Here is a 16,692-nt window from a genome sequence, read left to right as displayed (position 1 = left end):
CCGTTAAAAGGCTATTAAGCTTTTCTTAATTCGAGAGTAAATTGTAAATAATTCACTTTTAAAGAGGCCAAACAAATCAAATAAATAGTAGAAACTACAAAATCAAAACATTCCAATCGCCTTAAGTCGTATCAAACAATGGCTTTCCCAAATGTTTATAAAATAGATTTTCAAAAACCATAATTAATTGTATTTTTACGGTTCAAAATCAAGAAAACAAATGGGCAAAATCATTGCTATTGCTAATCAAAAAGGAGGCGTTGGAAAAACGACAACATCAGTAAATCTGGCCGCTTCTCTAGGTGTTCTAGAAAAAAAAGTACTTTTAATTGACGCTGATCCTCAGGCAAATGCCACCTCTGGCCTCGGGATTGATGTAGAAAGTGTCGAAATTGGTACTTATCAAATTTTAGAACACAGTCATACCCCAAAAGAAACTATTCTTCCTTGCACAGCTCCAAATGTTGATGTAATTCCGGCGCATATCGATTTGGTTGCTATCGAAATAGAATTGGTCGACAAAGAAAACCGCGAGTACATGCTAAAAAAAGCGTTAGAAAGCGTAAAAGAAGAATACGACTTTATCATTATTGATTGCGCGCCTTCATTAGGTTTACTTACCTTAAATGCCTTAACGGCCGCCGACTCGGTGGTAATTCCTATTCAATGTGAATATTTTGCATTAGAGGGTTTAGGCAAATTGCTAAATACTATAAAAAGCATACAAAAAATACACAATCCAGAACTCGATATCGAAGGATTATTATTAACGATGTACGATTCGAGACTTCGTTTATCCAATCAAGTAGTTGAGGAAGTTCAAAAACATTTTAATGATATGGTTTTTGAAACCGTAATTCAGCGAAATGTAAAATTAAGTGAAGCCCCTAGTTTTGGCGAAAGCATTATTAATTATGATGCTACCAGCAAAGGAGCCGTTAATTACATTCACTTAGCACAAGAAATTATAAAGAAAAACAGCAATTAGTTTTTATGACAAAAGCAATTAAAAAACAAGCATTAGGAAGAGGTTTGTCGGCATTATTAAAAGATCCAGAAAACGACATCAAATCGGTTGAGGATAAAAATGCAGATAAAGTAGTAGGAAATATTATTGAGCTTGAAATTAGTGCTATAGAAATAAATCCGTTTCAGCCTAGAAGCAATTTCAACGAAGAATCGTTGCGTGAATTAGCCACTTCTATTAAAGAATTAGGTGTAATTCAACCCATTACTGTACGTAAATTAGATTTCAACAAATACCAATTAATTTCGGGAGAGCGTCGTTTGCGTGCTTCTAAATTAGTGGGATTACAAACGGTTCCTGCTTACATCCGAATAGCTAACGATAACGAATCGTTGGTTATGGCTTTGGTAGAAAATATTCAACGTCATGATTTAGACCCAATTGAAATTGCGCTTTCGTATCAACGTTTGATGGATGAAATTCAATTGACACAGGAACAAATGAGCGAACGTGTCGGTAAAAAACGCTCGACCATTGCCAATTATTTGCGTTTGTTAAAATTGGATCCGATTATTCAAACCGGAATTAGAGATGGTTTTATTTCTATGGGACACGGGCGCGCTATCATCAACATTGAAGACTTAGATGCGCAAACAGATATCTACCAAAAAATTGTAAGCCAAAATTTATCGGTTCGTGAAACAGAAACTTTGGTTAAAAACTACCAAGAAAGTCTAAAGCCAAAACCAGAAGGAAAAGCCAAGCCAACTAGTTCTTTTGTGGTAAAAGAAACACAAAAAAACACCCTAAACGATTATTTTGGGACTAAAGTTGATGTGAAAGTAGCCGGAAATGGAAAAGGAAAAATCACCATTCCGTTTCATTCGGAAGAAGATTTTAGCCGATTAATGAAATTAATTAACGGGTAGTGTACAAATTTGCATTCATAACTATTTTTTTAATCGGTATTACGAACGGCTCTCTTTTTGCTCAAACCAAAAAAGACAGTATTTCGGTAGCAGAAGACAGCCTTCCCAGACTGGACATTGACCCGTTAACACCAGCAAAAGCAGCTTTTTACTCGGCTATTTTGCCCGGTCTCGGTCAGGCGTACAATAAAAAATACTGGAAAATTCCGCTTGTTTACGGGGCTATCGGAACGAGCATGTATTTTTATATCGACAACAATAAAAAATACCACGACGTACGAGACGCCTACAAACGGAGGTTAGAAGGCTACAACGATGATGATTTTGAATATCTTGACGATGACCGTTTAATTGCGGCTCAAAAATTTTACCAACGCAACCGAGATCTTTCAGCTCTTTTTGTAGTTGGTTTTTATGTTTTAAACATCATCGATGCCAATGTTGATGCGGCTTTAATACAATTCAACGTAAACGACCGTTTGTCTTTTAAACCAAATGTTTACACCAATGATGTAACATTTAAGCCCAATGTGGCACTAACTTTTAATTACAACTTTTAAAAACAACTTACGTTTTTACAAAAGATAAAATACATACTGATGAAAATTGCACTTTTAGGATACGGAAAAATGGGTAAGGTAATCGAAAGAATTGCTTTAGAAAGAGGACATGAAATTGTCTTAAAAAAAGATGAATTTAACACTTATGACGGACTAGAAAATGCCGATGTTGCTATCGATTTTAGTGTTCCAACAGCTGCGGTTCCTAATATTTCCGCTTGTTTTAATACGGGTATCCCTGTAGTGTCGGGAACTACAGGTTGGTTAGCCGATTACGATAATATGATTGCGCTTTGCAACGAAAAAAAAGGAGGCTTTATATCTACATCCAATTTTAGTTTAGGAGTGAACATCTTTTTTGGCTTAAACGAATATTTAGCAAAAATGATGGCCACTTTGGATACCTATAAAGTGAGCATGGAAGAAATTCATCATATTCATAAATTGGATGCGCCTAGCGGAACTGCCATTTCTTTAGCTAAAGGTGTTATCGAAAACAGCCACTATGCCAACTGGACTTTAGAAAATCCGCAAGCAAACGAAATTCACATCGAAGCCATTCGTGAAGGAGAAGTACCCGGTACTCATACAGTTACCTATCAATCAGAAGTAGACACAATCGAAATCAAACACACTGCACACAATCGCGAAGGTTTTGCTTTAGGAGCTGTCATTGCAGCCGAATGGTTGGCTGGAAAACAAGGTATTTTTACCATGAAAGATGTTTTGAATATCAACTAATTTCGAAATTAGAAGTCACCATTCTTTTTCAACACTTTAAACAAGACAATTATGACACTTTATTTATGGTTTGTGTTTTTCTTAGCGGTACAAGTAATTCACTTCTTAGGAACATGGAAACTTTATGAAGCGGCCGGAAAAAAAAGCTGGCAAGCAGCAGTACCGGTATACAATGCCATCGTATTAATGAAAATTATAGGTCGCCCAACTTGGTGGACTATTTTGTTGTTTATTCCCATAATCAACTTAATTATGTTCCCTGTAATTTGGGTAGAAACGTTACGCTCTTTTGGCAAAAAAAGCACCTTAGATACTGTTTTAGGTATTGTAACTTTAGGACTCTACATTTATTACGTTAATTACACTCAAAAATTAGAATACCAAAAAGACCGCAAACTTACGACAAAAGACAAGGCTTCAGACACTATTAGTTCTTTGCTTTTTGCCATAATTGTCGCTACTTTGGTACATACTTATGTGGTACAACCCTACACTATTCCGACTTCATCGTTAGAGAAATCACTTTTAATTGGCGACTTTTTATTTGTGAGTAAAGTCAATTACGGACCCCGTGTTCCTATGACCACCGTAGCTTTACCGATGGTACATGATTCGATTCCGTTTATCAAACAAAAATCATACGAAAAATGGCCGCAACTACCTTATTTCAGATTACCTGCTTTGGAAAAAATTCAGCGTACGGATATTGTGGTTTTCAACTGGCCAATGGATACGGTCTACAAATTTTTCGACCGATCAGGTCGTAGAGCCGACAAGCCTATCGATAAGAAGTCAAATTACGTGAAACGTTGTGTTGGTATTCCTGGCGATAGTTTGGCTATCAAAGACGGCTATGTTTACATCAACGGAAAAAAATTGGTAATGCCCGAAAGAGCCAAACCGCAATACTCGTATGAAGTGGCTTTAGATGGTAAAACTCCTATCGATTTTGAATATTTATTGCGAGAATTAGATATAACAGATGCAGCTGGATTTAAAAACAGCGCCACAAGAGATACTATCATTTTTAGTGCTCTTACAGCTGCTAGCGCCGAAAGGCTTAAAAACACACCTGGAATTACAGCCGTAACCAGAATGATTACAAAAGGTGATGACCCTAGTATTTTTCCTCACAACGGAAAAGGAAATGCTGACAACATGGGGCCAATATACATTCCCGAAGCTGGAAAAACGGTCGCTCTTAACACCGAAAGCTTGCCTTATTACAAAGAAATCATAAGTGATTATGAAGGTAACGACTTGAAAGTAAACGGAAATGAAATTCGTATTAACGGTGCCGTGGCAAAAACCTATACTTTCAAACAAAACTACTATTGGATGATGGGAGACAACCGTCACAACTCCGAAGACAGCCGTTATTGGGGTTATGTCCCTGAAAATCACATCGTCGGAAAACCTGTTTTTATTTGGATGAGTTGGGACACAAACGGAAAAGGATTAAACAAAATTCGCTGGAATCGTGTGTTTACAACAGTTGATGGCGAAGGTCAGCCACAATCATATTTTCAATATTTCTTATTAGTATTGGTACTCTTTTTTGTCGGTGATTATTTCTGGAAAAAAAGAAAAGAAAACAAAGCATAAAATACCGTTCAAAGTCCAATGGTCTGAAGTCATAAAGCAAATTCAAAAAATTAGCTGCCGACTTTAGACTATTGGATTTTAAAAACTTTAGACTTAAGAAATGAACTCTTTACTACTTCCAACCTATTTCCCTTCTATAAGCCATTTTGCTGTAATGGCACAATCAGAAACAGTCACTTTTGAGATTGAAGATAATTTTCAAAAACAAACCAACCGTAACCGAACGTATATTTATAGTCCAAATGGAATCCAGCTTTTAAACATACCCGTTAAACACTCGAAAGACAGTCATCAAAAAACGAAGGATATCCGAATTGAAACCGAATTTGATTGGCAAAAACAACATTTTAAATCCCTAGAAGCCGCCTATCGTAGTTCTCCTTTTTTTGAATATTTTGAAGACGATATTTATCCCATTTTCGAGAAAAAACATACTTTTTTGATGGATTTAAATTGGGAAGTTTTCGAAATTGTAAGCCAATGCCTTCGTATGAAAATTGAATACTCCACCACAACGGAATATTTTAAAGAAGTTCCGGGTTTGACCGATTTTCGACAGTTAGCGAACGGAAAAAAAGACCCAAATCAATTTCAACCGTACACCCAAGTTTTTGATGACAAACATGGTTTTATCAATAATTTGAGCGTATTGGATTTATTATTTAATGAAGGAAAATTTGCTGCCGAATACCTAAAAACACAGCCTTTACAATCGTAACTAATCCATTGAAAGTGTAGCCAAAATGGGAAAATGATCAGAATTTTCAAAATCTGAGAAGCTCTCAAATTGTTTCACTTTCATACTATTATCTACAAAAATATAATCGATACGGGCTGGATAATAACGGAATTTATAGGTGGCACCAAAACCAATTCCGGCCTCTTCAAAACTATCTTTCAAACCGCCTTTAATATTTCGGTATACATACGAAAATGGACTATTGTTCATGTCGCCACAAATAATCGTTTTGTATTTGCATTCTTTTTTATGCTCTTTAAAAATCTCGGCTTGTTGCTGTTGTTGCATAAAAGCTTTCCCAATACGGCTAAGCAACTTATTTGATTTTTTTTGATCAATCACATCGATATTTTCGGAAATTTCGTTAACATCAGGAGAAATTTTGATCGACTGTAAATGCATGTTGTATACGCGAATAATTTCTTTTCCTCTTTTAATATCGGCATAAATCACATTATTATTGGAATTCGGAAAAGCGATATTACCCTGATATAAAATGGGATATTTAGAAAAAATAGCTTGACCCGTTTTAATTTTATTGCCTTCCATCAAAATATAACGGTGTGGGTATACTTTCAAATCAATATTACCCGAATTCGAATATTCTTGAATACATAAAATATCTGGATTTTTTTCGTTGATAAAATTCAAAATATTCTCCGGTATATCATCTCTCGGCACCCATTTGAATACATTTAATAGTCTTACGTTATAACTCATTACAGTAAAATCCTTATCATCTGGATGAAACTCAGGAGCCGAAAATTTATAAAACTTATTAATGAATGTAATTCCCATAAGCAACACCAAACCGGAAAGAATCATTCGTTTTTTTAGTTGCAAACCCCAATAAATAAAAAATAAGCCATTTAAAACAAAAAATAACGGCATGAAAAGCGTAAAAACGGATAACAACGGAAAAACCCGAGGCGCTAAAAAAGGAAGAATATAGGCCGTAAAAGTGAGTACAGTTAACACTATATTCAGAAAAAACATGATTTTATTGAACCAAGAAAGGTTTTTCATTACGTAATTTTAAAGTTTACTTTCCGGCTTTAAATAAAAATTCCTTTTCCTCTTTAGTCAAACAATCGTAACCCGACTGGCTGATTTTATCTAATATTTCATCAATTTGCTGTTGTGTTTTGTCTCGGGTAACAATTCGAGAAGTCGTCTTGGGGTTAGGTTGTGCTTTGTAATTTTTGTGGACTTTTTGAAAAGGTGTTTTGGGTTTTCTATTGAATAAGTTTGCAAAAAAATCAATAATCTTAGTTACGATTATGCTTAAATCGGTGCCATTTTGCAATAATTTTATATATAAAAACCCAAAAAAAGCGCCTGCTAAATGCGAAACGTGACCGCCCATATTACTCAGCTGAAATTGCATCAAATCCAAAAGTAGAATAACAGCGGTAACATGCCATAATTTCACATTCCCTATCAACATCAATCTAACTTGCATAAGCGGCTGATAAGTGGTCACGGCTACCAACAAAGCCATAATTGCCGCAGAGGCCCCTACAATTGAAGCTTGATAACCCAAAAAATAAAAAGTAGCCGCATAAAACAATCCAGCAAAAACGGCACTTAATAAATACAAGCCTAAATATTGTTTTTGAGTAAAGAATGTTAAGAAAAGATAACTTGAAAAATTGAGGACAATCATATTAAAAAACAAATGCAAAAATCCGTCGTGCAGAAAGGCATAAGTTAAAAATGTCCATGGGTAAAAAAGGAAGTCGGAAGGATTTGAAGACAAAGCCAACCAAGAAGGTAAGCTGAAAAGTCCAGTTGAAAATTGATAGAAAAAAACCAACGAAACCAAAAAGCAGCCAACATTCCAATAAATCATGCGTTGCGCAATGCCTCCCAATTTATATTGCAATTTCAAATCATCAATAATACTCATACAAATTTTCTTATAATTCTGAATAAAAATAAAAAATTAAAATGCTAATTCCAACGATTGTTATTGAACTGATTTTTTTGCCAATACTTCATAATTAAAAAACCAGCAATAGCACCACCAACGTGAGCAAAATGGGCAATACCGGGGCCACCACCTCCAAAAAGCGAGTTCCCTTTAAAGCCTAAAAACAGATCTATAGCCAACAAACCCGGAACAAAATATTTGGCTTTTATCGGAATTGGAACAAAAAGCAAAGCCAATTCAGCATTTGGAAACATGCAAGCAAAAGCGACCAAAAGGCCATAAATAGCACCCGAAGCCCCCACTACTGTACCCAAATAAGAACTAGCAAAATTTTGAAACTCCGAAACAGTCATTACTTCTTGCCAACGCGTATCAATTTTTCCTTGATTTAACAAAGAAACAATATCGGTTTTTTCAAAACTATGATTGCTTAATATGGAAATTCCATCTTCAAAAAAATAATAATTCACTCCTGTATGCAATAAAGCTGCACCTAAACCACACGAAATATAAAAAAACAAAAACTTTTTAGGTCCCCAAAAATGCTCTAAAGCCGAACCGAAAGAATACAAAGCAAACATATTAAAAGCAATATGCATCAGATTACCATGCATAAACATGTGGGTGATAGGCTGCCAAAATCTAAAACTTTCGTTTTCCGGAAAAAACATGGCTAAATAATCATACGAAACAGGCACTAACTGCGACCCTATAAAAAAGATCACGTTAATGATTAACAATTGTTTTACTAGAGGAGTGATTCGCATCATAAGGCAAACTTTTTATCTATATCTTCTACACGCATGGTGATGAAAGTTGGTTTATTAAAAGGAGAAATATTAGGATCTTTGCATGCAAAAAGCCCATTTACTAAGTTATCTTGTTCTTTTTCGGTTAGATAAGAACCTGTTTTTACCGCCAAACTTTTTGCCATCGATTTGGCAATAGTATCATTTTGGCTGTAATTGTTTTCGGGAACGCCATCTTGCAAATCCGAAATTAATTGTTCGATTACAATTGAAACTTCGCTTTCGGTGATGTGAACCGGAATGCCGGAAATGACCACATGGTCTTGCGTACTTTCTTCAAAAACAAAACCGGTAGTGACCAGCGATTGTTGCAACTCACGAATCAACTCCATTTCAGTTGCCGAAAAAAACAAATTAAGCGGAAACAACAATTGCTGACTTGCAGCCTGATTTACGGTCATATTAAGCAAAAATTGTTCGTACAAAATGCGCTGATGCGCGCGTTGTTGGTCTACAATCACCATTCCTGATTTTATAGGCGAAACAATGTATTTTTTATGAATTTGATACGTTTTATACACCGCTTGCTCCACTTCATTATCATTAAACAAAGAGGCTGTTACGGCTTCGTTTTCAAAAGTATGCGAAACTATATCTTCGGTATCATTTTTTAAACCGACGTACAAACTTTCCCAACTGGCAGTAGGTTCGACTTTTTTATACGAATACGAATTTCCACCAGAAGAAGCTGAAGCCATTTGTTTTTTAGGCATTTCAGACATTTCAAAAGGATTAAAGGTACTATCAACCTGAATTGTAGGCGTTTCACCTTCTAAATCTTTATAATGATAAGGCGTATCCAAATTGGCATCGCGATCAAAATCGAGAATCGGCGCCACATTAAACTGTCCCAAACTATGTTTGATGGCTGCTCTTAAAATAGCGTACAAAGCCTGTTCATCGTCAAATTTAATTTCGGTTTTTGTGGGATGAATATTAATATCGATGGTATTCGCAGGAACCTGTAAATACAAAAAATAACTTGGTTGCAAACCATCTTTTAAAATACCGTCGTAAGCCGCCATAACAGCGTGATGTAAATACCCACTTTTAATAAAACGATCGTTGACAAAGAAAAACTGTTCGCCCCTACTCTTTTTGGCAAATTCGGGTTTACTCACAAAACCTTGCACTTTTACGATTTCGGTTTCCTCGGTTACAGGCACTAATTTTTCGTTGGTTTTCCCAGCAAAAACACCAACTATTCGCTGACGTAAAGTAGTTGCAGGCAAATTAAACATTTCACTTCCGTTATGATAAAACGAAAAATGAATGTTCGGATGCGCCAAAGCCACACGTTGAAATTCATCCATAACGTGCCTAAACTCAACCGTATCCGATTTCAAGAAATTGCGACGAGCCGGAATATTAAAAAACAAATTTTTAACCGAAAAAGAAGTCCCTTTAGGCAATACGGCTACTTCTTGCGAAACAAATTTACTTCCTTCAATTACAATATGTGTACCTAGTTCGTCTTGGTCTTGTTTGGTTTTCATCTCCATATGCGCAATAGCAGCAATTGAAGCCAATGCTTCTCCTCGAAATCCTTTAGTATGCAGCGAAAACAAATCTTCGGCATGGCGGATTTTAGAAGTTGCATGACGAGCAAAACACAAACGCGCATCGGTTACACTCATGCCTTTTCCATTATCGATTACTTGTACTAACGATTTTCCAGCGTCTTTAATAATTAACTTGATATCGGTTGCTTGAGCATCTACCGCATTTTCAAGTAATTCTTTGACAACCGAAGCGGGTCGTTGAACCACTTCGCCGGCAGCAATTTGATTGGCAACATGATCTGGAAGTAATTGTATAATACTCGACATTATTGGAAATTGGGTTTGAAATTTTGGTGCTTTGGATTCTAAACCAAGAAGCACAAATTTAATGAATTTTGACTGGCTTTTGGAGCTTATCCCTTCATAAAAAAAACAAAAAACCCATACCATTTTAAGACGGCATGGGTTTATTACACGTATTTATTTTGTTATTCTTTGAGTTCCAAGGGTGTGCCTTCATCAATTTGAATAGCGCCACTAGTTAACATCGGATTTTTATATTCGTGTATTAAAGATGCTTGCTGACGCAAAAAAGCCATTTTAATAGCCGCAATGGCAGCTTCGGTTCCTTTATTACCATGAATTCCACCACTTCGATCGATAGATTGTTGTTCGGTATTATCGGTTAACACACAAAAAATAACGGGTACATCGGTTTGCACATTCAAATCTTTTATACCTTGGGTAACACCTTCACAAACAAAATCAAAATGTTTGGTTTCGCCTTGAATCACACAGCCAATAACAATTACCGCATCCACATTTTGCGTTTGCAGCATTTTTTTAGCCCCGTAAACCAACTCAAAACTTCCAGGAACATTCCAACGTATGATATTTTGTTCACGAACATCATTATCAATTAAAGCATCGTAAGCACCGTTATACAAACCTTCTGTCACTTTTTCATTCCATTCTGAAACCACAATTCCAAAACGAAAATCTTTTGCTTTTGGCAGTGTATTTTTGTCGTATTCTGATAAATTTTTATTTGCAGTAGCCATTTTTACTATTTTTATATTCTAATTTACGAAACTAAAGTTAAAAAATAAAGGTTAGAAGCGATAAGAAATTAATAAATTTCTAACAACTTCTAACCTTTAAATTAGGAATAGATTTTAATTACTGAGCCAAACCAATCAAGGCATCAACAGAGGCGCCTTCTGGAGTAGCTTCGTATTTTTCTTTTATTTCAGTAAAATATTTTAATGCATCTTCTTTTTGTCCTAGCTCATAAGCCGTTTTTCCAGCTTTCATTAAAAAACGAGGCGTTGTAAAATCATTTGTATTGTATTCGGCCGCTTTTACGTAATAATCTAAAGCTTCTTTTGGTTGATTTTTTTGCGAATAAGCATCACCGATTGCGCCTTTAGCCAAAGCACCCAATACCATATCATCCGATTTGAATTTCTCTAAATAAGCAATGGCTTGATCGTATTTACCTGTATTTAAATACGCAACTCCAGCATAATAATTAGCTAAATTTCCCGATGCTGTTCCTGAATACTCATCGGCAATTTTAACAAAACCAAATTTTCCTTCTGCCCCATTTAAGGCCAAGTTGTATAACGAATCGCTAGCAACTCCGTTGGTTGCTTTTTCAAAATTTTGTTGTGCTAAAAACATTTCGTTCGCAGCATCTTGCTCTTTTGGAGCGGCAATAAATTTTTGATAAGCCAAATAACCAATTGTAACAACCGCAATACCAGCTACTAATCCAATAATTATTTTTTGATTTCTAGCAACCCAATCTTCTGTTTTAGAAGCTGTTTCATCTAACTTAGAGAAAACTTCAGCTGTTTTACTGTCTTTTTCATCAACAATAACTTCTTCTACAGTTTCTTTAACTTCTTTTTCTTTAGGTTGTTTATATCCTCTTTTATTGTAAGTTGCCATTTAAAAATTAAATTTAGTGAACGGCAAAAATAAAATTTTTATTGAAACCGACGTAAAAAAATTAGATTTTATCGCTTTTTTACAGTTATTTTTCTTTTATTAAAGTAAGCCTCTGAAATTCAACATTCGAAATCGACAACGAGACCTTATTTTTAAAGGCAACTTTGTCAAATATTTTCAATAATTTGCAACTTCAAAAATAAAAAATCGCTAAAAACACAACTTGCTGTAAAAGTGTTACTTAATCCATGTATTTAAAAAAACTAGCCTTATTTAATTATAAAAATTTTGCCGAAGCCAATTTTGAATTTGACGCGAAGATCAATTGTTTTGTCGGAAAAAACGGCATTGGAAAAACAAATGTTCTCGATGCAATTTATCATTTGGCCTACGGAAAAAGTTATTTTAATCCGCTGGCAGTGCAAAATATAAAACATGGCGAAGAGTTTTTTGTGATTGATGCTGAATTAGAAAAAAACAAGCGCAATGAACAAATTGTTTGCAGTTTAAAAAAAGGGCAGAAAAAAATCCTAAAACGAAATGGTAAAACCTATGATAAGTTTTCGGAACACATCGGTTTTATTCCGTTGGTGATTATTTCTCCGGCCGATCGCGATTTAATAATTGAAGGCAGCGAAACCCGACGCAAATTCATGGACAGCGTTATTTCTCAACTGGATGCTCCTTATTTACATCAACTTATTCAGTATCAAAAAATCATTAGCCAACGCAATGCACTGTTAAAATATTTCGCACTAAATCACGTTTACGACGCCGATACTTTATCAGTTTACAACGAGCAATTGAATGGGTTAGGAAAGGCTATTTTTGAAAAAAGAAAAGAATTTATTTCCGAATTCATCCCGATTTTTAACCAACACCACCAAAGCATTACGGGAGAACAGGAAAAAGTTCAAATTGTATACGAAAGTCATTTATTCGAAAAAGATTTGTTGCAATTATTTGAAGAAAATTTGAGCAAAGACAGAGCCTTGCAATACACAAGTGTGGGCATTCACAAAGATGATTTATCATTTGAAATTGACGAACATCCCATTAAAAAATTTGGTTCGCAAGGCCAACAAAAATCGTTTTTGATTGCATTAAAATTGGCTCAATTCGAATTTTTAAAAAAACAAAGTGGCGTTAAACCCATTCTGCTTTTTGATGATATTTTTGACAAACTCGACGAAAGTCGGGTCGCCAAAATTGTCGAAATGGTCAACACCGATACATTCGGTCAATTATTCATTTCGGACACACACCCCGAAAGAACCGAAAGCATTGTTAAAACCACACATCAGTCTTATAAAATATTTAATTTATGATTTTATAAAGTCATGCAAAAATCAAAAATCCTTATTTTAGCTGAAAACATTTTGCAATCCCCAATCCTTATCTTATATGAAAATCACTAAAATTCTATTATTAATAACCGCTTTTATTTTTGCCTCTTGCAACGGACAATCCGAAAAAACGGTTGAAGTTTTGCCTTCCAAAACCTTTAGCGAAAAAATAAATACCACTCCGAATGTACAATTACTCGACGTACGAACTCCAGAAGAGTTTTCATCGGAACACCTTGACAAAGCCGTTAACATCAACTGGAAAGACAGTGATTTTGAAACACAAGTAGCAAAATACGACAAAGAAAAACCCGTTTTTGTATATTGTTTAAGCGGTGGAAGAAGTAAAAAAGCAGCCGAAAAGTTAAATGAATTAGGATTTACATCGGTTTACGAATTAGAAGGCGGAATCACCAAATGGAATGCCGATGGTTTTGGAAAACCTCTGGACAAAGTGATCGGAATGACCAAAACCGAATACAAAAAATTAATTAAAAGCGATAAAAAAGTATTAGTCGATTTTTATGCCGAATGGTGTGCTCCTTGCCAAAAAATGAAATCGTACATCACCAAAATGGAGCAAGATTCAACAAGTGATGTTGTCGTAATTCGCATCGATGCCGATAAAAACAAAACGCTAGCTTCTGAAATGAAAATCAACCAATTGCCTACTTTAATTTTATACAATCCAAATCAAGAAGAACAATGGCGCTATTTTGGATACATTAGCGAAGAGAATTTAAGAAAACAATTGTAAACCAATTATATGCTAACGGAAGAATCACTACAATTTTTAGACGATTTAAAAAACAATAACAACCGAGATTGGTTTTTAGCTAACAAAAAAAGATACGAGATATTCAAAAAAGATTACCACCAACTGGTGGCTGATTTTCTGGATAAAATAAAACCTTTAGATCCATCTTTAGAAATGCTTGAAGTCAAAAACTGCACTTTCCGCATTAATCGCGACATTCGTTTTTCGAAAGACAAATCACCTTATAAAGCGCATTTAGGCATTTGGATTTCTGCGGGTACAAAGGGTTTGAATCGCTCAGGATATTACATTCATATTGAAAAAGGAAATAGTTTTATTGCGGGTGGTTTGTACGCTCCCGAATCAGAAGATTTAAAAAAAATAAGAAAAGAAATCGCCTTTTTTTATGACGATTTAGAAGCTATTTTAAACGAACCTCACTTTAAAAAGGAGTTCAATACTTTTGATGTAAATGAAAGTAATTCGCTTAAAAATCCACCAAGAGGTTACGAAAAAGACCATCCTGCAATTGCATTTTTAAAACTAAAAAGCTTTGTTGTAAGTCAAAAATACGAACTTAATGAAATTCTGAAACCAGATTTTGTAAACAAAATGACTCAGAAATTGATCACCCTAAAACCATTAAATGATTTTTTAAATCGTGGTTTAACTACCGACGAATTTTAGGCAAATGCAAAAAAGAAAAATACTCTTTTTGGGCGAATCCTACCGAGCCGATGCTATAACTTGGATGAACGGTTTGAAAGAATTTGGCGATTTCGACATCATTACATGGGAATTACAAACGCCAAATCTGCAAAAAACAAAACGTATTTACGAGTTTTGCACTGCTTTATTTGCCATAAAAAAAATTGTTCAGAAAGAAAATCCGGATATGGTCATAGCCGAACGAACCACGAGTTATGGTTTTTTAGCTGCTTATTCAGGAGCCAAAATAATTGCTGTGGCGCAACAAGGCCGCACGGATTTATGGCCAGAAAACTCTATTTTATTGCCTTTTAAAAAATATATTCAAAAAAAAGCATTTCAAAAAGCAACACTTATTCATGCTTGGGGACCTGTAATGGCTGAATCAATGCAAAAAATTGGAGTAGACATAAACAAGGTTTTAGTACTCCCAAAAGGCATCAATCTGGATACTTTTACGCCAATCGAAAAAAAGTTTCAGTTTATTACTGCAATTGTAACGCGCTCGCTTCAACCCGAATACAATCATGAAACCATACTTAATGCTTTTGGTATCTTACACCAAAAAGGAATTTATTTTTCTTTACTAATTGTGGGCGATGGCAATCAGTTAAAAAAATTAAAAAATAAAGTTCACGATTTACAAATTGATAAAAAAGTCACTTTTACGGGAAGAATTGCCAATACCGAATTACCTCAATTGTTACAAAAATCCAACATCTATTTGAGTATGCCAGTTACAGAAGGCGTTTCGGCTTCTTTATTTGAGGCAATGGCCTGCAACTGTTACCCCATTGTTTCGGAAATTCCGGGCAATCAAAGTTGGATTTCGCATCAAAAAAACGGGCATTTAATTCCAACCAACGAAGCTCAAAAACTTGCTGATGCCTTACTTTGGACAATACAAAATCCTGATTTGTGTGAACAAGCTATTTCCGAAAACCTAAAAATGATCGAAAACAAAGCCAATTATGCCATCAACATGAAATACATTGCGACAAAATACCACGAATTAATTGAAGCAAATTCGAGTAAAACCAACTAAAACTTACGCTATACTGCCCGTACAACTCAATAATAATTCTTACTTTTGGCAGATGCAATTCACTTAAAAAAGTCGGTTTTTTATGCACATCACTACTCATTTTCCTTTAAAAAAATACAACACTTTTGGTATAGAAGCTTTTGCTTCCGAATTCATAGCCGTGCATTCAGTTGAAGAGCTAAAAACCGTTTTAATCGAAAATAAAGACAAGAAAAAATTCGTTCTTGGCGGCGGAAGTAACATGTTATTGACAAAAAACATCGACGCTTTGGTGATTCACATTGATTTAAAAGGCAAAAAAATAATTCAAGAAAACGAGGAAACTGTTGTTATTGAAAGTCAAGCCGGCGAAAACTGGCATGAATTTGTACTTTGGACCATTGACCAAAATTTTGGCGGTTTAGAAAACATGTCGTTAATTCCCGGGAATGTGGGTACAACTCCTGTTCAAAATATTGGTGCTTATGGCGCCGAAATAAAAGACACTTTTATTTCTTGCGAAGCTCTACATATTGAAACGCAAGAAAAACGCACTTTTACCAATGCCGAATGTCATTTTGGTTATCGCGAAAGTATTTTTAAAAATGAGGTTAAAGACCAATATATTATAACTTCGGTACGATTTCAATTGACCAAAAAAAACCACCAAATTAATACAGCTTATGGAGATATTTTGGGCGAATTGGCTAAAAACAACATTTCAAATCCTACTATAAAAGACGTTAGCAATGCCGTAATTGCGATTAGACAAAGTAAATTACCCGATCCAAAAGAACTCGGTAACAGCGGCAGTTTCTTTAAAAACCCGATTTTATTGAAACCCGATTTTGAAAAAATCCACCAAAATTTTCCGGAAATGAAATATTTTGAAGTTTCCGAAACCGAGGTCAAGGTTCCTGCAGGTTGGCTAATTGAACAAGCCGGATTAAAAGGCAAACGTTTTGGCGATGCAGGAGTGCATAAAAACCAAGCTTTGGTTTTGGTAAATTACGGAAATGCAACCGGGCAAGAAATTTTGGCTGTTTCTAAAAAAGTACAAGACACCGTTTTCGAAAAATTTGGGATTGCCATTGAAGCTGAAGTAAACATAATTTAACT

17 protein-coding genes are annotated in these 16,692 nt (G+C 35.1%); 11 read left to right on the top strand and 6 right to left on the bottom strand.

Translation table 11 applies throughout. The features are described 5' to 3' along the window. Positions 1–220 precede the first annotated feature (220 nt). The 6 genes from I5M07_RS13460 to I5M07_RS13435 all read left to right on the top strand — a co-directional run bounded on the left by I5M07_RS13460 (position 221) and on the right by I5M07_RS13435 (position 5,520). Complete coding sequence (locus I5M07_RS13460) at positions 221–988, top strand: ParA family protein (RefSeq protein ID WP_200106969.1); 768 nt, start codon at positions 221–223, stop codon at positions 986–988. Between the two features lie 5 nt (positions 989–993). After that, the gene (locus tag I5M07_RS13455; protein WP_200106968.1) at positions 994–1,896 is read left to right on the top strand and encodes a ParB/RepB/Spo0J family partition protein; all 903 of its coding nucleotides are present in this window, start codon (positions 994–996) and stop codon (positions 1,894–1,896) included. Next, positions 1,896–2,456, top strand: coding sequence for a DUF5683 domain-containing protein (locus I5M07_RS13450; protein WP_317191329.1), 561 nt, complete (start codon positions 1,896–1,898; stop codon positions 2,454–2,456). The genes I5M07_RS13455 and I5M07_RS13450 overlap by 1 nt, the downstream gene beginning before the upstream one ends. Before the next feature lie 39 nt (positions 2,457–2,495). Beyond that, the gene (gene dapB, locus I5M07_RS13445) at positions 2,496–3,197 is read left to right on the top strand and encodes a 4-hydroxy-tetrahydrodipicolinate reductase (protein ID WP_200106967.1); all 702 of its coding nucleotides are present in this window, start codon (positions 2,496–2,498) and stop codon (positions 3,195–3,197) included. Positions 3,198–3,248: 51 nt separating this feature from the next. Then, positions 3,249–4,802 (top strand): signal peptidase I, encoded by a 1,554-nt coding sequence (gene lepB / locus I5M07_RS13440; RefSeq protein ID WP_200106966.1) that lies wholly within the window; start codon positions 3,249–3,251, stop codon positions 4,800–4,802. A 100-nt stretch (positions 4,803–4,902) separates the two neighbouring features. Beyond that, positions 4,903–5,520, top strand: coding sequence for a WbqC family protein (locus tag I5M07_RS13435; protein ID WP_200106965.1), 618 nt, complete (start codon positions 4,903–4,905; stop codon positions 5,518–5,520). On the opposite strand, the gene I5M07_RS13430 is transcribed toward I5M07_RS13435, so the two are convergent. The 6 genes from I5M07_RS13430 to I5M07_RS13405 form a co-directional block, all read right to left on the bottom strand. Further along, entirely contained in the window at positions 5,521–6,567 is a 1,047-nt protein-coding gene (locus tag I5M07_RS13430) for an endonuclease/exonuclease/phosphatase family protein (RefSeq protein ID WP_200106964.1), read from the bottom strand. A gap of 16 nt (positions 6,568–6,583) precedes the next feature. Then, positions 6,584–7,450, bottom strand: a complete 867-nt coding sequence (locus tag I5M07_RS13425; protein ID WP_200106963.1) for a rhomboid family intramembrane serine protease — start codon at positions 7,448–7,450, stop codon at positions 6,584–6,586. Positions 7,451–7,494: 44 nt separating this feature from the next. Next, positions 7,495–8,244: a rhomboid family intramembrane serine protease gene (locus tag I5M07_RS13420; RefSeq protein ID WP_200106962.1), complete on the bottom strand. Its 750-nt coding sequence runs from the start codon at positions 8,242–8,244 to the stop codon at positions 7,495–7,497. Further along, complete coding sequence (mutL, locus tag I5M07_RS13415) at positions 8,241–10,112, bottom strand: DNA mismatch repair endonuclease MutL (RefSeq protein WP_200106961.1); 1,872 nt, start codon at positions 10,110–10,112, stop codon at positions 8,241–8,243. The genes I5M07_RS13420 and mutL overlap by 4 nt, the downstream gene beginning before the upstream one ends. Positions 10,113–10,273: 161 nt before the next feature. Continuing rightward, complete coding sequence (gene ribH, locus I5M07_RS13410; RefSeq protein ID WP_200106960.1) at positions 10,274–10,846, bottom strand: 6,7-dimethyl-8-ribityllumazine synthase; 573 nt, start codon at positions 10,844–10,846, stop codon at positions 10,274–10,276. Between the two features lie 118 nt (positions 10,847–10,964). Continuing rightward, positions 10,965–11,738 carry a tetratricopeptide repeat protein gene (locus I5M07_RS13405; RefSeq protein ID WP_200106959.1) on the bottom strand — a complete coding sequence of 258 codons (774 nt, stop codon included), beginning with the start codon at positions 11,736–11,738 and terminating at the stop codon, positions 10,965–10,967. Positions 11,739–11,986: 248 nt separating this feature from the next. Between I5M07_RS13405 and recF the strand changes: the two genes are divergently transcribed. The 5 genes from recF (at position 11,987) to murB (ending at position 16,690) form a co-directional block, all read left to right on the top strand. Further along, the gene (recF, locus tag I5M07_RS13400) at positions 11,987–13,066 is read left to right on the top strand and encodes a DNA replication/repair protein RecF (protein WP_200106958.1); all 1,080 of its coding nucleotides are present in this window, start codon (positions 11,987–11,989) and stop codon (positions 13,064–13,066) included. Positions 13,067–13,142: 76 nt separating this feature from the next. Then, the gene (locus I5M07_RS13395) at positions 13,143–13,841 is read left to right on the top strand and encodes a thioredoxin domain-containing protein (RefSeq protein WP_200106957.1); all 699 of its coding nucleotides are present in this window, start codon (positions 13,143–13,145) and stop codon (positions 13,839–13,841) included. A 9-nt stretch (positions 13,842–13,850) separates the two neighbouring features. Further along, positions 13,851–14,528 (top strand): DUF2461 domain-containing protein, encoded by a 678-nt coding sequence (locus I5M07_RS13390; protein WP_200106956.1) that lies wholly within the window; start codon positions 13,851–13,853, stop codon positions 14,526–14,528. Positions 14,529–14,532: 4 nt separating this feature from the next. Next, positions 14,533–15,594, top strand: a complete 1,062-nt coding sequence (locus tag I5M07_RS13385; protein WP_200106955.1) for a glycosyltransferase — start codon at positions 14,533–14,535, stop codon at positions 15,592–15,594. A gap of 82 nt (positions 15,595–15,676) precedes the next feature. Next, positions 15,677–16,690 (top strand): UDP-N-acetylmuramate dehydrogenase, encoded by a 1,014-nt coding sequence (gene murB / locus I5M07_RS13380; RefSeq protein ID WP_200106954.1) that lies wholly within the window; start codon positions 15,677–15,679, stop codon positions 16,688–16,690. The last annotated feature ends 2 nt before the right edge of the window (positions 16,691–16,692 follow it).

The organism is Flavobacterium agrisoli (assembly GCF_016522065.1).
Classification (GTDB): Bacteria; Bacteroidota; Bacteroidia; order Flavobacteriales; family Flavobacteriaceae; genus Flavobacterium; species Flavobacterium agrisoli.
Note: the sequence above shows the minus strand (reverse complement) of the source record. Positions and strands in the feature narration are given on the sequence as shown.